Consider the following 16,613-nt stretch of genomic DNA (forward strand, 5'->3'; position numbering starts at 1 on the left):
GTAGAGGGGGTGGATCATAATGACTAAACCAAATAAAAGGGACAAAATTGATTTGTTCTTAAAATTATCAATTGCTGTCATGTTTATTACCGGTTTTTTGATTTTTATGTATCCATTCGTAGTTGATTCGATCAATAATTACGTCGATCAGCAGCGTCTCGAGGAAGTCCAAGAAAAAATGGAGGCCCGCTCTGAGGCGGATAAGAAAAAACGACTCGAAAAGCTTGAAAAGGAAAATAAAAAATTAAAAACAATTATTCCGGGGGCTGGAAGTTTTGATGATCCTTTCGAATCTTCTTTGCGAGGGACGAAAAGTCCTAAAAAGGAGTATTACGAAAAACATATGATCGGCGCGGTCTTCATCCCTAAAATAAAGGTCAGTTTGCCTGTCTACGATGAAACGAATGATTTTTTACTGGATAAAGGAGCGACTGTTCTGCAAGGCACCTCTTTTCCGGTAGGTGGAAAAGGGACGCACTCAGTAATTACTGGTCATACCGGGTTGCCAGAGAAGAAGCTTTTTACTGATTTAGAGCTGCTCAAAAAGAAAGATAGATTTTTCTTACATATAGAAGGAAAAAAATTAGCTTATCAGGTAGATCGCATTAAGATCGTGGAACCTGATAAGTTTGATGCGCTTAAAATTGAATTAGATCGTGATTTAGTGACATTGCTGACTTGTACGCCGTATGGGGTAAACAGTCATCGTTTGCTAGTCACTGGTCACCGGGTCGCTTATCCTGTAGAGGCAGCGAAGAAAATCAAAGAAACCGAAAAATATCATCGTCGACGTGTGTACTATCTAGTTGCCGGCTGTCTATTCTTCGCACTGATTTTTGGTTACTTCGTGTGGCGCAAGATCATTCTTTATCAATCGAAGAAGCGCGATTACAATTTTGTCTTCTATCTATATGAAAATGGTGAGCCGTTGCCGGGAGTACGTGCACTACTTACTCAAAAAAGAGATGTGGTACGGATTGACGGCAAACTAGTTCATACAGTTAGTGATGCTTATGGGAAAATTGAGTTCAAACAAATCCCCGGCGGTGTTTATCGTGTGGAAACTGAAAACGGATTGAGTGTAAAAGGCAAAGTATGGCGGCTGAAAGATCGAAAATTCAAGATTCTTAAACGCCGCGGCTACAAGAATATCAAACAAAAGATTAAGCATTTTATTATTGAAAGTAAGGTGAACTAGTGTGAAGAGGTCGCCTAAACCAAGAAGTGCCAAACGACAAATGATCAGCAAGATTTTTATGATCTTAGTCTTTTTGGCCGGGGTACTTGTCATGATGTATCCTTTTTATATCAATGCGGTCAATGACTTTGTTGATCAAAAAAGAATGGAGGAAGTTCAAGAGCAAAATAAACGACAAAATAAAGAACAAGTCCGTAAAGCAAAGGAACGAATGAAAAAGCGCAACGAAGAATTGAAAAAAAATGGTCTAGTACCAAAGGCGCCTAAGTTCACGAACGATAATGAGCGTAAGATCGTCAGTGATGACTATATCCGCAAACATTTGATCGGAGCTATCAGTATTCCGACGATCGAAGTCACACTGCCGCTATTTGATACAACCAATGAAAAGCTTTTACAAGAAGGGGCGACGGTTTTACAAGGCACATCTTTTCCAACCGGAGGAATCAATACTCACTCAGTTATTTCTGCCCATAGCGGTCTGCCTGAGAAAAAGCTTTTTACTGATTTAGAGGATGTAAAAAAAGGTGAGATCTTTGTGATAACGTTGTTTGAGAAAAAATTGGCTTACGAAGTGGAAAAGATCGATGTAGTCGAACCTCGAGATACCTCAGTGATTAATATTGAGTCTGGCCGCGACATTGTTACTTTATTGACTTGTACTCCATACATGATCAATAGTCATCGCTTATTAGTGACCGGACACCGAGTGCCATACACAGAAGATATGGCAAAGGCAATCAAAAAGGCGGACGATTCGCGTAAATTAAAAGAGATGTTGATCCTAGTCGGGGTTGTTCTAGCCGTATTGCTTTTACTATTTGGAATTTATCGTGCGATTCACACGTATCTTTTGAGAAAGCGTCTGTTCAATCTAAATATTCTAAGAACCGACCAAGCGGGAAATGCTATAGCAGGAAGAGAAATAGCCATGTACACTAAAAATGGCAAACAGCCAGTTCAACGAAAAGGCATTCCATTAATGGCAGTGACGGATGAAGAAGGTCGAGCACGTTTCGAGAATATTCCCGGCGGTGTTTACTGTATCAAAGATAGTGAAGAACTTGGCTTTAAAGTCGGCATTAAGAAATTGCGTCAAGATAAAATAAATCTCTATTTAACCAAACAGCAGAAAGCTTACATCTTTACGAAGGATAATGCTGTTCAAATCAAAAAATAAAGCGTCATTGCCGTGAGGCAATGACGCTTTATTAGATTAGCGACAAGTGATTATCCATATCTGATTGTCTGATCGGAGTATTTTTACTTTGCGATTCTAAGAATGCTATCAAGGATTCTTTAGTATTATATGTATCTAAAATGTGATGGATCGTTTCACAGCCTTCAATCCGAATGCCAGCGTCACAATCACTGCCATAGTTATAAATCACAGCGGAAGGATGTGAAGTAATCTCCATTTCATGGGCGATCTGCTGATCGGTTAGAAAGGCTTCTTGGACAAATGCCGATTGACGGTCTTCCAGGAACATTTCTAAATCACCGCCAACTTTGGTAAAGAGCTGGATCGCCAGTTTCTTTGAATAAGGCTGCTTTTGTTCGCCAACCGTTTCTTGTAGTTCGACTAAAAAATCACGCCCGCGTTTTTTACCTTGGAGATGAGCGGCCTTAACGTCTAACGCTGCTGAATGAATCTCCTGAGATAATTCTGTTCGTAATTCAATGTCTTTTTCGGAGGCGCCGATTCTCTGCATGAATTCCGAGACGGTTTTTAGATTCATGATGGGAACCAAACGTAATTGAATTTTCATGTCATACTCTTTGATCAAATCAATGATCCGTCGCTCGATCGATAAACATTTTTGCCCAATCGGGTTAACAAACAAATAAATCTCGATCATTGGAGCCCCTCCATTTCTTTATTTCGCTCTTGCTGTTCAGTTACAGCGCGGGCGATTTTATTTTGTGTTTTTCGGTAAGGTAAATCGAATTTCTTTAACAGTTGGTTAAAATCTTCTTCTCCATAACTAGAATCACTGACCTCTAATTCCAATTCAAAGTCATGCTGCTGTCCATACCAACTTTCATCTAATGCAAGTTTTCCTTCTGGAATTGTAAATTCTGCACGTTTTGTGATTAGTTTCCCAATTAGGGACAAGTCTAATAATGAAATATTTAATTGTTTCAGGCGGGCTAAAATTTCAGCAGCTCCTGAAGCGAACTGTTTTTTATCTAGAGCCTGTTCTACTTCAGTAATCGTGAGCGCATCGGTGACCTCTAATAGACCAACTGATTGCGGGATTTTTAGAGTCGCTTCCGCTTTAGTGTCAAAACGGCGTATTCTAAGGCCCATGCCATATTTCTTTAATTGAAAATCCGCTGTATCGAAGTAAAGATTTGTTTGTATTACAAATTGGTCATCCGTAATATTGTAGTAACGTAACAATTCTTCATACTCATTTTGTATCAGCATGCTCTTGAATTCGATTTCAATTTCTTCGCTCAATCTTATTCTACCTCTGATTCTAGAAATTTCCTAATATAAGACATCCTCACATAGAATAACCTAGATAGTCAAACAATTAGAGCTAATTCCATAAAAATGTTAGTATTTTGTAATATTTGTTAAGCATCAAAAATATGATAATTCTTTCTGTGGAGGGTTTGTGATAAGATAAGAAAGAATGGAAAAATGAAGCGAGGGATATGCGATGGAGAGAGACTGGGATTCATTTCTTGCTCCTTATGAATTAGCAGTAGCAGAGTTAAAGATAAAATTACGGGGATTACGTAAGCAGTACCGTACGAGCGGGGATCACGTGCCGATCGAGTTTGTAACCGGTCGAGTTAAACCAGTAGAAAGCATCCTTAATAAAGCAGAGCTGCGAGGGATTCCGCTAGACCGTTTAGAAGATGAAATGTCCGACATGGCAGGAATGCGCATCATGTGTCAATTTGTTGAAGACATTCCTTTGGTCGTGGAAATTTTGCGGCGCAGAAATGATATGAAGATCATTCAAGAGCGAGATTACATAACAAATCGAAAAGCCAGCGGGTATCGTTCTTATCATTTAGTCATCGAATATCCGGTGCAAATGTTAGAAGGCGAAAAGAAGCTTTTAGCAGAGATTCAAATTCGGACCCTATCAATGAATTTTTGGGCAACGATCGAACATTCAATGAATTACAAATATGAAGGACAAATACCTGAAAATATCCAGAAGCGGTTATTCCGTGCTGCCGAAGCGGCTTATCAATTAGATGAGGAAATGTCCAGCATTCGTGGTGAGATTCAAGAAGCGCAGCATGTATTTAATCGTAAGGAACAAAAAAAGGAAGTGGGACAACGTGGGACTACGGATCGGAATCATTCATAATCAAGAAGAAAAATCAATTCGAGTATTGCAACGCTTACGTGGTTTATTGGCGGATAAGGATGATTTAGAAATCGTGGAGCGTGATCCAGAATTAGTGATCACGATCGGCGGCGACGGCACACTGCTATCGGCATTTCATCGGTATAATCATCGTTTGGATGAAGTTCGTTTTCTCGGAGTCCATACGGGACATCTGGGATTTTACACTGATTGGCGCGACTATGAGCTTCCTGAATTGGTAAACAGTTTAAGCGCTGAGCAGGGAAAGAGTGTCAGTTATCCTCTTTTGGATGTTGTTTTGACAACGACAGATGGGGAACAAAAGCACTTTTTGGCATTAAATGAGTCTACGATTCGTAAAGGCAGCCGCACGATGGTGGCGGATGTCTACATCAAAGAAGAATTATTTGAACGGTTTCGTGGCGACGGCTTAGCTATCTCCACGCCTACAGGTTCAACGGCTTATAATAAAAGTGTCGGCGGCGCGGTGGTTCATCCAAGTATCAATGCGATGCAATTATCGGAAATTGCTTCATTGAATAATCGTGTTTTTCGGACGTTAGGCTCTCCAAGTATTATCGGCTCCCACGAATGGATCGATGTGCGGCTGAAAAGCAGTGAACAACATTTAATTACGATCGATCAGCTTGATATCAATCGCAAAGGTATCACGTCGATCAAATATAAAATTGCCGAGGAACGAATTCATTTCGCTTCTTATCGACATATGCATTTTTGGCATCGGGTTAAGGATGCCTTTATTCGAGAGGATTAATCTTGTGGAATTTAAATGGACTTATCAAGAGCAAACCAGCTCGCTTGTACGAACTTTTTTAAAGCACCAAGGAATCTCAAAAAAATTACTAGCTAAAATTAAATTTCACGGTGGAAAAATTTTAGTAAATGAGACTGAACAAAACGTCTTGTTTTCTTTAAAAGCCCATGATATTGTAACTGTTGTGATTCCAGACGAGGAACCGCATGAAACCTTATTGGCTGATGAAATTCCGATTGACATCGTTTTTGAGGATGAACATTTATTGGTCGTCAATAAGCCGGCGGGGATTGCTTCGATTCCAGCTCAATATCATCCGCGCGGAACGATGGCGAACCGCGTCAAGGCCTATTATGTAGCCCAAAATTATGCCAATCAAGTTGTTCATGTCGTTACACGTTTGGATCGAGATACGTCAGGGTTGATGCTGTTTGCAAAACACGGCTTTGCCCATGCGAAGCTGGATCAAGGATTGCAACAAAAGCAGTTTGTCAAAAAATACCAGGCATTGGTTTCAGGTGAAGTTGATACCCTGCAATCACACGGAAACATAATACTGCCGATCGGACGTGATTTATCTTCATTATTGAAGCGTCAGGTCATTGAAACGGGGCAAAAAGCCGAAACAGAATACTGGGTAAAAAAACGAAATCAAGAATGTGCTTTAGTCGATATCCAGCTGCATACAGGTCGAACCCATCAAATTCGAGTCCATTTTTCAGCAATCGGCTGCCCATTGCTAGGCGACGACCTTTATGAAGGCGCGATGGATTTAGGTATTGAGCGACAAGCCTTACATTGCTACTCCTTAACTTTTCCCCATCCATTCAGCAGCGAGACGATGCATTTTGAATTACCATTAGCGGATGACATGGCGGCAATAGCAGAAGCAATTTAGATAGGACTACTAAAAAAGCAGAATGATATCCGAACCGAAAAATTAATACATAAATATGAGGTAGGTGAGATTGATGGATGAGAACCAAGAAGAGCTTGAAATACATTTCCAACAATTACGGGAGGAACTAGGTCAGAATGATATACAGGCGTTTCGTGATCATTTCCTGGAAATGCATTTTTATGATCAGGGGCAATTTTATCAATCTTTGAATCAAGAAGAACGACAACTCGTTTATTCTTATTTATCTCCTAAAGAATTAGCTGACATGTTTGACGTTATTGAAGAAGACGATGAACATATGGACGAATATCTGAATGAGATGCGCCCGCAATATGCGGCGGATATGTTATCTGAAATGTATACCGATAACGCGGTGGATTTACTGAACGAGTTAGATAAGAAGCCGGTAGCAAAATATTTAAGCTTGATGGATTCTGAGCATGCGAATGAAATTCGAGATTTGCTTCATTATGAAGATGACACAGCCGGGTCATTAATGACAACGGAGTATGTTTCGATCGTTGCAAATCAAACTGTTCGCTCTGCCATGTACGTTTTGAAAAAAGAAGCCCAAATTGCCGAGACAATCTATTATACTTATGTGGTGAACGATGACAATCAGCTAGTTGGGGTTATTTCGCTGCGTGATTTGATCGTCAATGATGATGATACAATGGTTTCAGATGTAATGAGTGAACGGATGATCTCTGTTCACGTTGGGGATGATCAAGAAGATGTGGCGCAGACCTTCCGTGATTATGATTTCCTTGCTTTGCCGGTTACAGATTATGATGACCATTTGTTGGGGATCGTGACAGTTGATGATATCATTGATGTAATCGATGATGAAGCGGCTAGTGACTACTCTGGTTTGGCGGGGGTCAATGTCGAAGAGGTCAATGAGAATCCCGTCAAAGCTGCTTCGCGGCGGTTGCCTTGGCTGATCACGTTGCTTTTTTTAGGAATGACAACAGCAACATTGATTAATCATTACGAAGAATTAGTCAGCAAAGCCAGTATCTTAGCAGTCTTTATTTCATTGATCACTGGGACTGCCGGTAATGCCGGCACACAGTCTTTAGCCGTAGCAGTAAGAAGGTTAGCCGTTTCAGATGACAATGAAAAGAATTTCGGGAAACTGATTATCGGTGAAGTGTTGACTGGACTGGTAACGGGACTTGTAACTGGAGTGACGATTTTCTTCATTGTCGGTATTTGGAAGCATAATTTTATTTTAGGCTTTGTTATTGGTGCGGCCATGATGGCGGCAATCACAGTAGCGAATTTAGCCGGAAGTTTTATTCCCATGCTGATGGAAAAGTTAGGCTTTGATCCGGCTGTTGCCAGCGGCCCGTTTATTACCACCCTGAGTGATTTGACCAGTGTATTGATTTATTTCAATATTGCTAGTCTCTTTATGGAACGATTTATTGGTCAATGATTAATGCTTTAAAAGACATACGCTGAAAGTAGTGAGAAAATTTTGAAAAAAGCTTATGCCGTTATTATCCGCAATGGACTGATTCTGTTAGTCCGGCGGCAGGGAATGCCTGTATGGGATTTGCCTGGAGGAGAACTCCTCCCAAATGAGAATGAACGAGATGGAATGCAGCGTCTGATCAAAGAGCTGCTTTCTTTCGACAGTAAAGTAGAGGATCTAATAGGAATTTATACAAAAGAGTATCATGATGAAGAGATCACGTACGTCTATAAGGTCCAAGAAACGGTTTCGCAAAGTAAGATGGAATCGCATGAGTATGTGGCGTTCAATTTTTTTGATCTCCAAAATTTACCACTGAATGTTTTTCCTGATCGACTTCGTCAGATTAAGGATTATAAGACCGGGCGGTATCCAGTTCGCTTGCGATTAAAAGAAAACAGGTGGCTATTCAAAATAAAAACCTTCATCAAAGAAAAAAGAAAATGATTCGCAGTGATCGCGAATCATTTTCTTTTTTGTCTATGCTGGCCTAGCGGAGAAGGAGACGTTCAAAAAAGATGGTTAAAATTGAACAACTTTTGTGCCATGAACTTCGGTGATGCCTAAACGCTCAGCTATTCTTTCTGCATTTTCTGCATTGATTCCGCCGCCAGGCAAGATAATGATCCGACCAGCTGCGTAATCGATTAATTCTTTTAGATGAGGCAGATTTTCTTCGATGGAAGTCGATAAAGGACCACCATGAGTCAAGATCCGATCAATCCCTAATTTTACGAACCAATCAATTGTTTTGAACTGCTCCTCTTTCGAGAGTTCATCAAAGGCCATATGAAAAGTCGTCAGTAAGCCTTCACTGTTGCCGACTAACATTTCTATGGCTTCTTCATCTACTTCGTTGTTTTCGGTCAAACAACCAAAGACCACACCATCAGTTCCAGCATTTTTCGCATGGATCAAATCATTCTCCATGATCTTTAATTCAATATCATTGTAAACAAAATTTCCGCCTCGTGGACGAATCATTGTCATAATCGGTACATGTTTTTCACCGGCGTAAGCCAAAGCTTCTTCGATCACACCTATACTAGGGGTTGTTCCGCCAGCAGCTAAGTTATCACATAGTTCGATCCGACCAGCACCTGCTTGGATTGCTTTTGGGATGTCGGTGTAATTTTCTGCGCAAAATTCTTTAATCAAGATTGTATCCTCCAATTTTGTCCTAATGTTTGAAAAAAAAGTCTAAGATGCTGTTTCTTTATCAGCATAACGATTTTACCGGATACAGTAATATTCGTCCTGATGAAGTGACATCTCGCGTATAGTTTAGCACATCTCAACGATAGTAGGAATAGAAGAACTATGCTATGATAGATTAGCGAAAAGGAGTGGAAAGATGCTTAAAAAAATTGATCGGGGAGCTTTATTTTTGGCCGAGCAGCATAAGTTGTTTCGTTGTCCAAAATGTCACCGAGAAATGACACTGCAAGATAAAAGTTTGACCTGTGTGAATGGACACCGCTTTGATTTAGCGAAAAAAGGAACACTATACTTTTTAGATCATCAAATCAAAACGGAATATGATAATGAGATGTTTGAACCGCGAGGAAGAATGATCCGCTCTGGGATGTATCAGCCGGTGATAGAAAAAATTTCACAATTGATGCAAACGGGGAACCTTTTGGATGTTGGTTGCGGAGAAGGAAGCTTTTTGCAGCAGGTAACTCAGCAAAAAGAAAATCCTGTATCAATTGGTTTTGATATTGCTAAGGAAGGGATCTATCTGGCGAGCAATCAGCCGATCGAAGCCTTTTGGTGTGTCGCTGATTTGACGAACCTGCCTTTTGCTGATGATTCTTTTGATACGATTCTAAACATTTTTTCGCCTTCACAGTATCGTGAATTCAAGCGTGTGTTGAAGCCAGACGGCTGTGTAATCAAAATTGTTCCTCAATCGGGCTATCTGCAAGAATTACGAGCAGTCTATCATCCTGATGGTGAGGCTTATTCGAATGAGGCAGTTATTCAACGTTTCACGAAGGAGCTTACACTCGATCATCGCGAGCGAGTGACGTATGAGTTTGAAATACCAGCAGAAAATCGTTTAGATCTTTTGGAGATGTCACCATTGGAATGGAAGGTCTCAGCGGATATAAAGAAGAAGTTAGCTGAGAATCCTCTGAGGAAAATAACTATTGATATCGAAATATTAAAAGGTCATTAGAGAAATCGTTTTCATTCAAATTACTGAAAAGAGAAGGTTGCATTTGTGACTTCGTGATGTTATAGTACAAACAAGTTGTTTTTCATTGGTTTTTATCAGGTTCCTGTTCTGATAAAAGTTAGTGAAAAGTGCTTCACTAACGTAGCGACTCGCCGTGCTTGACACCGAGTTGGTACGTTTTTTTTGTTAAAAAATATATATTGAGATAAGAACGAGGGGAAACTATCATGACAAACCATATCGTATTATTTGAACCGCAAATTCCGGCGAACACGGGCAATATTGCCCGAACGTGTGCGGCAACCAATTCACCGCTGCATTTGATTGAGCCCTTAGGTTTTTCTACTGATGATAAGCATTTGAAGCGAGCAGGCTTAGATTATTGGAATGATGTGAATATCACATACCATGAAAATTTGGCCGCATTTTTAGATTATTTGGGCGATCAGCCATTACATTTGATCACAAAATTTGCTAATGCCACGTATTCTGAGATTGATTATACAGATGATGCGGACCATTTCTTTATGTTTGGAAAAGAAACAACGGGCTTGCCAGAAGAATTTATGCGGGAAAATGAGGAAAAATGTTTGCGTATCCCAATGAACGACGAGCACGTTCGTTCATTGAATCTTTCTAACACGGTGGCTTTAGTTGTGTATGAAGCATTGCGCCAACAAAATTTTCCTAATTTGGAATTGACGCATCACTACGAACACGATAAGTTAGACTAGATAATAAGTAGTTGGAAAGGGATTTTTATGAAACTTTATTTTACTCGTCACGGAAAAACTCGGTGGAATCAAGAGAAACGTTTCCAAGGGATGATGGGAGACTCTCCTTTGCTGCCTGAAAGTTTAGAAGCAATCAAAGCACTAGGAAAAGAATTGAAGGATGTTCCATTTGAAAAAATTTATACCAGTACATTGAAGCGTGCTTACTTAACGGCGGAAGGTATCAACAAGCAATTAACCCACCCGACTGAAATAATTCGTTCAGAAGACTTGCGAGAACTTGGCTTAGGAACTTTAGAAGGACAGTTAATTCCTGTAATTCAAGAACGTTATCCCAAAGACATGGTTAATTTACGCCATCATTTAGAATTATATGATCCAACTCCATTTGAAGGAGAGAAGATCGAAGACATGCTGAAACGAATCAATGATTTAGTTGAAAAGGCAGTGGCTGAAGCTAAAGAAGGTCCGCTTCTTTTTGTCGGTCATGGGGCGGCCTTAACAGCAGCTATCCAAGCCTTAACAGGAAAACCCTTGAGTGAGTTAAGAGAAATGGGCGGTTTATTTAACAATAGCTTGACGATCTTAGAGGCAGACAGCAGCAAACCACCGTATCGAATGATTCAATGGAATGATGTTAGTTTTCTAGAAGGTACGGGTTCAAAACCAGATTCATTACTCTAATCGAAAGGGGGAGCGAAATGTCGGAAGAACAGTTATACATCGTGGGAACATTAAAAGTAATCTTTTTTCAAAATCCCAGCAATTTTTATAAAGTCTTACTGATCAAGGTCACGGATACAAACAGTGATTATCTGGAACAGGAGATTGTTGTTACGGGAAGTTTTGGCGATATGCAAGAAGATGAAGACTATCGCTTCTTCGGACATTTTGTCGATCACCCTCGCTACGGCAAACAATTTTTAGTGGAAAGCTATGAACAGGCGCATCCAACTTCGGCAAACGGTTTGATTAATTACCTTTCTAGTGAAAAGTTTCCTGGGATTGGAAAGATAACTGCCGAGAAAATAATTGAAGTTCTAGGTGAGGAAGCCATCGATCAGATTATGGAAAATCCTGCGGTATTGGCAAAGGTTCCAAATCTAAATGTGAAAAAGCAGAAGGTGATTGTCGAGACGATTCGACAAAATCATGGAATGGAGCAAATCATCGTCGGCTTGAGTCGTTATGGTTTTGGAAGTCAACTTTCGTTTGCGATTTTTCAAACCTATCGAAATGAAGCATTGGAAGTAATCGCGGAAAATCCTTACCAGCTGGTAGAAGATATTGAAGGTATCGGCTTTAAAAAGGCGGATAGCTTAGCTGAACAGCTGGGGATTGCCGCGGACAGTCCGCAGCGGATTCGAGCAGCGATCTTTCATCAAGTTAATGAGGATGCGAATCAGAGCGGCGACACCTATGTGGAAGCTCAACAATTGTTGACAGAAGTCTTACAGCTTTTAGAAACGACGCGGCCTGTTGAAATTGCTCCCGATCAAATCGCCAATATGATCATTCAATTAGTTGAAGAGGAAAAAATTCAGCAAGAAGCGACAAGAATTTATGAGAATACATTGTTTTATAGTGAGTGGGGGATCGCTTCTTCGATCGAACGATTACTGGCTCGTAAAAAAGAGATCAACTATCCGCAAGAAACGATTGATAAAAAACTGCGAATCATCGAGAAACAATTGAAGATCACATATGGCGATTCGCAAGATCAAGCAATCAAAGAGGCAATTCGTTCCCCTTTATTTATTTTGACTGGCGGACCTGGTACGGGGAAGACTACTGTCATTAATGGAATCGTCAAATTATTCGCAGAGCTGAATGATTTGTCTTTAGATCCAAAAGAGTATACGAACGCGGTTTTTCCCATTTTATTAGCAGCCCCAACTGGTCGGGCAGCAAAACGGATGAACGAGACGACCGATTTGCCTGCCAGTACGATCCATCGATTACTAGGATTGAATGCCAATGATGACACTCCGGATATCGAAGCGAAAGAATTAGATGGAGGGTTATTGATCGTTGACGAGATGTCCATGGTGGATACTTGGTTGGCTAATACCTTACTAAAAGCGATCCCTAATAATATGCAGGTGATTTTTGTCGGGGATAAAGATCAATTGCCATCGGTTGGACCGGGGCAGGTTTTTCATGATCTATTGCAAATCGAAGATATTCCAAAGATGGAGCTGACCGATATTTATCGTCAGGGCGATGGTTCGTCAATCATTCCGTTAGCGCATGAAATAAAAGACGGAAAACTGCCGCAGGATTTTCGAAAGAATCAGCAGGATCGCTCATTTATCGCCTGTCATGCTTTTCAAATGGAAGAAGTCGTGAAGCAGATTGTGGAACGGGCGAAGAAAAAAGGCTACACTGCTCAAGATGTTCAAGTTTTAGCACCAATGTATCGTGGTCCAGCCGGGATTGATGCCATCAATAAAATGATGCAGGAAATTTTTAATCCCAACGATGGACGGAAAAAAGAAGTTCAGTGGAACGATGTCGTGTATCGTATTGGGGATAAAGTTCTACAATTAGTCAATAATCCAGAACTAAATGTTTTCAATGGAGATATGGGAATCATTGTTGGGATCATTCCTGCGAAGGAATCGGAAGATAAAGTGGATGAATTGGTGATCCAGTTTGACAGCAACGAGGTCAGTTATAAGCGTTCGGAATGGAATAAGATCAAACTTTCTTATTGTTGTTCGATCCATAAGGCGCAAGGGAGCGAGTTTAAAATGGTGCTCCTGCCGATGGTCAAGCAGTATTCTCGGATGCTTCAGCGGAACCTCTTATATACAGCCGTGACACGCAGCAAAGAGCTGCTGATTTTATTAGGTGAGGAAGAAGCTTTTCAGGCTTGCGTAAATCGTGAATCAGCGGTTCGAAAAACGACCTTGATCGAGCGAATCACCAAGGGGACAGAAGTTGCACCGGTACCGCCAAAGGCAGAACCATTTAAAGCCGCAGAAGACAAACAAAAACCAGCGATGAACGAACCAACTATTTTGACGCCAAAATTGGTTGCTGGGCAAACGATTGATCCTATGATCGGCATGGAGAATATCACACCGGCAATGTTTATGTAACAATAAAAAAGGACTGAAAAATAAATCCGCGGATTTATTTTTCAGTCCTTTTGTCTGCATACCAGATGTATTGTGTAGCGGTTGAGAAATTCATATCAAAAGATCTTTCTCCCATGTTTTCACCATCGGCTTGACCATGCTGCGGGACAACGGAGACGATCCGTATTTTACTGCTGGTAAAATGTTTGTAATGTTTGTTATCGGTATGCTTCTTTCGCAAAAGCTGGATTAGAAAACGCAAGATGGCTGGTAGATTTGGTTTTTCTACAACGACGAGATCAATCGTGTCTTTTTTCGGATCAGCCATTGGAGCAATTGCTACGCCGCCGCCAAAATAAGGAATATTTGTAGTAGTACATAAGAAGGTTCGTTCAAAACTCAATGTTTGACCATTTAGCTCAACAAGAATTGGAAAAGTTTTTTGAGTAAAAATAGCCTTCACCAAGTATATTGCGTAAGATGCTGAACCTAAATGATACTTATTCAACACTTTTTTTGAGGTAGATGCATTTGTTGTAGCAACGATCAGTGCGTCCAAACCAATCCCGACATTGTTTAAAATGACGCCTTGCTCTTCGCGGATTTTTTCCTCATAGTGAAAAACATTGATCGGTTGTGGTTTCAATGCAGAGGTGATTTGCTCAAAGGCTTTTTCTGGCTCACGAGACAGACCAATGCCGCGGGCAAAATCATTTCCTGATCCAGCAGGGATATAGCTGACCGGAAGTTGATAATCCAAAGCATAAATTTGATTCACAACTTCGTGTAACGTTCCATCGCCGCCAATCACTACCAACAGGTGAAACGAATTATCGACGTGGTCCTTTTCGCAAGTTTCTGACCAAGGGCTGAGTAAGTCTACTAGACGCCCTACGATTTCTCTTTCGTCACCAGGCTGTTCGGTGTAATAAGGAGTGTATGTATAATCACCTTCATCAAGTAACTGGATGATTTTTTCTGCTGCTTTCGCCGCGTTGCCGCTGCCGGCTGCGGGATTGATTAAAATATGATAATGAAAATTCATGTCCTCGATCCTTTCAAAGACTGATTATAACAGAGTAATGAAAGGAACTGTAGAAAATTGAATCAAATTTTTTCGAATCGCGCTAATGAAAAAATCCCCCTTCAATATGAAGAGGGAGAGGTTACCATAGAAGAGTTATGCTTTTTTTGTTTTCTGGATAAACCAATCGATAACTTTTTTGTCGTAATTTGACGCCTGATACTCATTGTTTACAGTAGTTGTTTTAGTTGTCTGATTCGTTGTAACGACTAAGGTTCCCCAAATGTAAAACAAGGAATTGTTCTCATTAATTTCAATTTTATATTTTTCTACTAGTGGCGCCCGCGTGCTGCAACAGCCATAATTTCCAGAAGTCCAACGGTCTTTGATAGCGGCTTCACCATCGTGTTGTGCTCTTATATACAATTGCTCCAACTCATTGTCGATACCTATCATGGTTAACACCTTTCTTTGGCTAAAAGAATTGCTTACAAATTGATTGTATCATTAGAGGTTTAAAAATTTCAATTTTAGAAGACTCCAAAAAAGAGCCGGAGTTGACTTACATTTCAAAAAAACGTATGCTGTAAAAGGTTTACAGCGGTTCATCAACCATCCCGCTTTAAAAAAACTCGGAGAAAGAAGGAAAATTATGAATATGGTAGAAAGAAAGCGAGTCAATGTCATGGTGACTAACGGAATCATTATGGCGCTTTATTTGGCTCTGACGATTTTAGTTTCGCCGGTGGCTTCAGGGGCGATCCAATTTCGTATCTCAGAAAGTTTGAATCACTTGGTCGTATTTAATCGAAAATATCTCTGGGGGATCTTTGGCGGAGTCGTTGTGTATAATGCGATCTTCGGCATGGGTTGGCTAGATGTCATTTTCGGTGGAGGCCAGACACTCTTAGCATTATCCTTAACGGCAGTTTTACAAAATATTGTTAAGAATACGAAGGTTCGGTTAGCCTTGAATGTGGTTTTCTTTAGTGCAAGCATGTTTTTGATTGCGCTGATGCTGAATTTAACAGCACAATTGCCTTTTTGGCCGACTTATGGCTGGACGGCATTGAGTGAAGCAATCATTATGACGATCTCAGCACCAATCATGTATTATTTAAACGAACGATTGCATTTCGCAAAACAAATATAAAAAAATGGCGGTCCTAGTTTTCTAGGATCGCCATTTTGCTTGAGAAATTAGTCTTGCATCGATAAAGATTCTACTTCTTGAATCTCAAAATGTTTACGCTCAAGATAATCGATGATTTGATTCAATTTATTTTCATCCACGCCAGCAGGCAAAGTGAACAGAGTCCGACGTCCTTTGAAATCTTGGCCGACATCTAGGGTGATGCAGCTTGCGATCGGGGTGAATTTAGAAATGATCTTCGACATAACGGCTAAGTCACCGCGTTTTCCAGTAGAAACAACGGTTATCACATAGCTGCCAGTTTGGATATTCCAAGATTGAGATAACATATTCAATAAAGTACTGTGGGTTAAGATACCATAAAAATGGTGATCCTCATCTAAAACAGTGATGTATGGCAATTCTTTAATCGTAAAAAAGATTTTAAAAAATGAAGTGTCTAATGAAATGAATTTCGTTGCATTTTTTAGCAAATGAGTAACTGGCAGATCCATATCGCCGCCATTTGCTTTGTGCCGGTAAATGTGCATTTTGTAGATATTGCCTCGGAAAATCTGATCACTTTCATCAAGGATCGGAACACAACGAAAGCCCGTGCCTTCTAAAATGTCCAACGCCTCTTGCAATGTCGTCGATTCATTGATCGTCGTCAAATTCTCTTTGGGATAAACGAGACTTTTTAATAACATCCAATAACCCTCCAATAAAGCTATTCATTCTTTCATCATATTATCATATTCTCCTAGAT

At 40.3% G+C, this 16,613-nt stretch carries 18 protein-coding genes; 12 read left to right on the forward strand and 6 right to left on the reverse strand.

The features are described from left to right. Positions 1-19 precede the first annotated feature (19 nt). Together A5875_RS01920 and A5875_RS01925 are read left to right on the forward strand one after the other, a co-directional pair. On the forward strand, positions 20-1,198 hold the full coding sequence (locus tag A5875_RS01920; protein ID WP_088932049.1) for a class C sortase: 1,179 nt from the start codon (positions 20-22) through the stop codon (positions 1,196-1,198). Between the two features lies 1 nt (position 1,199). After that, entirely contained in the window at positions 1,200-2,378 is a 1,179-nt protein-coding gene (locus tag A5875_RS01925) for a class C sortase (RefSeq protein ID WP_088932050.1), read from the forward strand. A 31-nt stretch (positions 2,379-2,409) separates the two neighbouring features. Here the strand turns inward: A5875_RS01925 and A5875_RS01930 are convergent, their stop codons facing one another. Both A5875_RS01930 and A5875_RS01935 read right to left on the reverse strand, forming a co-directional pair. Continuing rightward, positions 2,410-3,057, reverse strand: coding sequence for a DsbA family protein (locus A5875_RS01930; RefSeq protein WP_088932051.1), 648 nt, complete (start codon positions 3,055-3,057; stop codon positions 2,410-2,412). Next, entirely contained in the window at positions 3,054-3,662 is a 609-nt protein-coding gene (locus A5875_RS01935; RefSeq protein WP_088932052.1) for a CYTH domain-containing protein, read from the reverse strand. Before A5875_RS01935 ends, A5875_RS01930 begins: the two co-directional genes overlap by 4 nt. A 205-nt stretch (positions 3,663-3,867) precedes the next feature. Here A5875_RS01935 and A5875_RS01940 point away from each other — a divergent pair, with 205 nt between their 5' ends. The 5 genes from A5875_RS01940 to A5875_RS01960 all read left to right on the forward strand — a co-directional run bounded on the left by A5875_RS01940 (position 3,868) and on the right by A5875_RS01960 (position 8,136). Beyond that, positions 3,868-4,533, forward strand: a complete 666-nt coding sequence (locus tag A5875_RS01940) for a GTP pyrophosphokinase (RefSeq protein ID WP_088932053.1) — start codon at positions 3,868-3,870, stop codon at positions 4,531-4,533. Then, positions 4,463-5,308 (forward strand): NAD kinase, encoded by an 846-nt coding sequence (locus A5875_RS01945; protein ID WP_176244598.1) that lies wholly within the window; start codon positions 4,463-4,465, stop codon positions 5,306-5,308. Before A5875_RS01940 ends, A5875_RS01945 begins: the two co-directional genes overlap by 71 nt. Before the next feature lie 4 nt (positions 5,309-5,312). Further along, entirely contained in the window at positions 5,313-6,206 is an 894-nt protein-coding gene (locus A5875_RS01950; RefSeq protein ID WP_088932055.1) for an RluA family pseudouridine synthase, read from the forward strand. A 73-nt stretch (positions 6,207-6,279) separates the two neighbouring features. Continuing rightward, complete coding sequence (gene mgtE / locus A5875_RS01955) at positions 6,280-7,650, forward strand: magnesium transporter (RefSeq protein ID WP_088932056.1); 1,371 nt, start codon at positions 6,280-6,282, stop codon at positions 7,648-7,650. 42 nt (positions 7,651-7,692) lie between these two features. Beyond that, the gene (locus tag A5875_RS01960; protein WP_088932057.1) at positions 7,693-8,136 is read left to right on the forward strand and encodes an NUDIX hydrolase; all 444 of its coding nucleotides are present in this window, start codon (positions 7,693-7,695) and stop codon (positions 8,134-8,136) included. A gap of 75 nt (positions 8,137-8,211) precedes the next feature. Here the strand turns inward: A5875_RS01960 and A5875_RS01965 are convergent, their stop codons facing one another. Continuing rightward, complete coding sequence (locus A5875_RS01965; RefSeq protein WP_088932058.1) at positions 8,212-8,847, reverse strand: copper homeostasis protein CutC; 636 nt, start codon at positions 8,845-8,847, stop codon at positions 8,212-8,214. A gap of 196 nt (positions 8,848-9,043) precedes the next feature. On the opposite strand from A5875_RS01965, the gene A5875_RS01970 reads away from it, so the two are divergent. From A5875_RS01970 to recD2, 4 genes are all read left to right on the forward strand, one after another. Beyond that, positions 9,044-9,871, forward strand: a complete 828-nt coding sequence (locus A5875_RS01970) for a methyltransferase domain-containing protein (protein WP_088932059.1) — start codon at positions 9,044-9,046, stop codon at positions 9,869-9,871. Between the two features lie 227 nt (positions 9,872-10,098). Continuing rightward, positions 10,099-10,605 (forward strand): tRNA (uridine(34)/cytosine(34)/5-carboxymethylaminomethyluridine(34)-2'-O)-methyltransferase TrmL, encoded by a 507-nt coding sequence (gene trmL, locus A5875_RS01975; protein WP_088932060.1) that lies wholly within the window; start codon positions 10,099-10,101, stop codon positions 10,603-10,605. A 27-nt stretch (positions 10,606-10,632) separates the two neighbouring features. Beyond that, complete coding sequence (locus A5875_RS01980; protein WP_088932061.1) at positions 10,633-11,289, forward strand: histidine phosphatase family protein; 657 nt, start codon at positions 10,633-10,635, stop codon at positions 11,287-11,289. 17 nt (positions 11,290-11,306) lie between these two features. After that, on the forward strand, positions 11,307-13,709 hold the full coding sequence (gene recD2, locus A5875_RS01985; RefSeq protein WP_088932062.1) for an SF1B family DNA helicase RecD2: 2,403 nt from the start codon (positions 11,307-11,309) through the stop codon (positions 13,707-13,709). A 34-nt stretch (positions 13,710-13,743) separates the two neighbouring features. Here the strand turns inward: recD2 and A5875_RS01990 are convergent, their stop codons facing one another. Both A5875_RS01990 and A5875_RS01995 read right to left on the reverse strand, forming a co-directional pair. Then, positions 13,744-14,733: a diacylglycerol/lipid kinase family protein gene (locus tag A5875_RS01990; RefSeq protein ID WP_088932063.1), complete on the reverse strand. Its 990-nt coding sequence runs from the start codon at positions 14,731-14,733 to the stop codon at positions 13,744-13,746. Between the two features lie 135 nt (positions 14,734-14,868). Next, entirely contained in the window at positions 14,869-15,168 is a 300-nt protein-coding gene (locus A5875_RS01995) for a hypothetical protein (protein WP_088932064.1), read from the reverse strand. Positions 15,169-15,361: 193 nt separating this feature from the next. Here A5875_RS01995 and A5875_RS02000 point away from each other — a divergent pair, with 193 nt between their 5' ends. Next, positions 15,362-15,865 carry a QueT transporter family protein gene (locus tag A5875_RS02000; protein WP_371853789.1) on the forward strand — a complete coding sequence of 168 codons (504 nt, stop codon included), beginning with the start codon at positions 15,362-15,364 and terminating at the stop codon, positions 15,863-15,865. Between the two features lie 47 nt (positions 15,866-15,912). Here the strand turns inward: A5875_RS02000 and cbpA are convergent, their stop codons facing one another. Further along, complete coding sequence (gene cbpA / locus A5875_RS02005) at positions 15,913-16,554, reverse strand: cyclic di-AMP binding protein CbpA (RefSeq protein ID WP_088932066.1); 642 nt, start codon at positions 16,552-16,554, stop codon at positions 15,913-15,915. Positions 16,555-16,613: the final 59 nt, after the last annotated feature.

Origin of the sequence: Enterococcus sp. 3H8_DIV0648 (assembly GCF_002140655.1) — a bacterium.
Classification (GTDB): Bacteria; Bacillota; Bacilli; order Lactobacillales; family Enterococcaceae; genus Enterococcus_A; species Enterococcus_A hulanensis.

What these genes read in the sequence shown, in the direction of transcription:
- A5875_RS01920 (WP_088932049.1), top strand. Translation starts at nt 20, where the DNA reads ATGACTAAACCAAATAAAAGGGACAAAATTGATTTGTTCTTAAAATTA.
- A5875_RS01930 (WP_088932051.1), bottom strand. Translation starts at nt 3,057, where the DNA reads ATGATCGAGATTTATTTGTTTGTTAACCCGATTGGGCAAAAATGTTTA.
- A5875_RS01940 (WP_088932053.1), top strand. Translation starts at nt 3,868, where the DNA reads ATGGAGAGAGACTGGGATTCATTTCTTGCTCCTTATGAATTAGCAGTA.
- A5875_RS01945 (WP_176244598.1), top strand. Translation starts at nt 4,463, where the DNA reads ATGTATTTAATCGTAAGGAACAAAAAAAGGAAGTGGGACAACGTGGGA.
- mgtE (WP_088932056.1), top strand. Translation starts at nt 6,280, where the DNA reads ATGGATGAGAACCAAGAAGAGCTTGAAATACATTTCCAACAATTACGG.
- A5875_RS01970 (WP_088932059.1), top strand. Translation starts at nt 9,044, where the DNA reads ATGCTTAAAAAAATTGATCGGGGAGCTTTATTTTTGGCCGAGCAGCAT.
- trmL (WP_088932060.1), top strand. Translation starts at nt 10,099, where the DNA reads ATGACAAACCATATCGTATTATTTGAACCGCAAATTCCGGCGAACACG.
- A5875_RS01980 (WP_088932061.1), top strand. Translation starts at nt 10,633, where the DNA reads ATGAAACTTTATTTTACTCGTCACGGAAAAACTCGGTGGAATCAAGAG.
- recD2 (WP_088932062.1), top strand. Translation starts at nt 11,307, where the DNA reads ATGTCGGAAGAACAGTTATACATCGTGGGAACATTAAAAGTAATCTTT.
- A5875_RS01990 (WP_088932063.1), bottom strand. Translation starts at nt 14,733, where the DNA reads ATGAATTTTCATTATCATATTTTAATCAATCCCGCAGCCGGCAGCGGC.
- A5875_RS01995 (WP_088932064.1), bottom strand. Translation starts at nt 15,168, where the DNA reads ATGATAGGTATCGACAATGAGTTGGAGCAATTGTATATAAGAGCACAA.
- cbpA (WP_088932066.1), bottom strand. Translation starts at nt 16,554, where the DNA reads ATGTTATTAAAAAGTCTCGTTTATCCCAAAGAGAATTTGACGACGATC.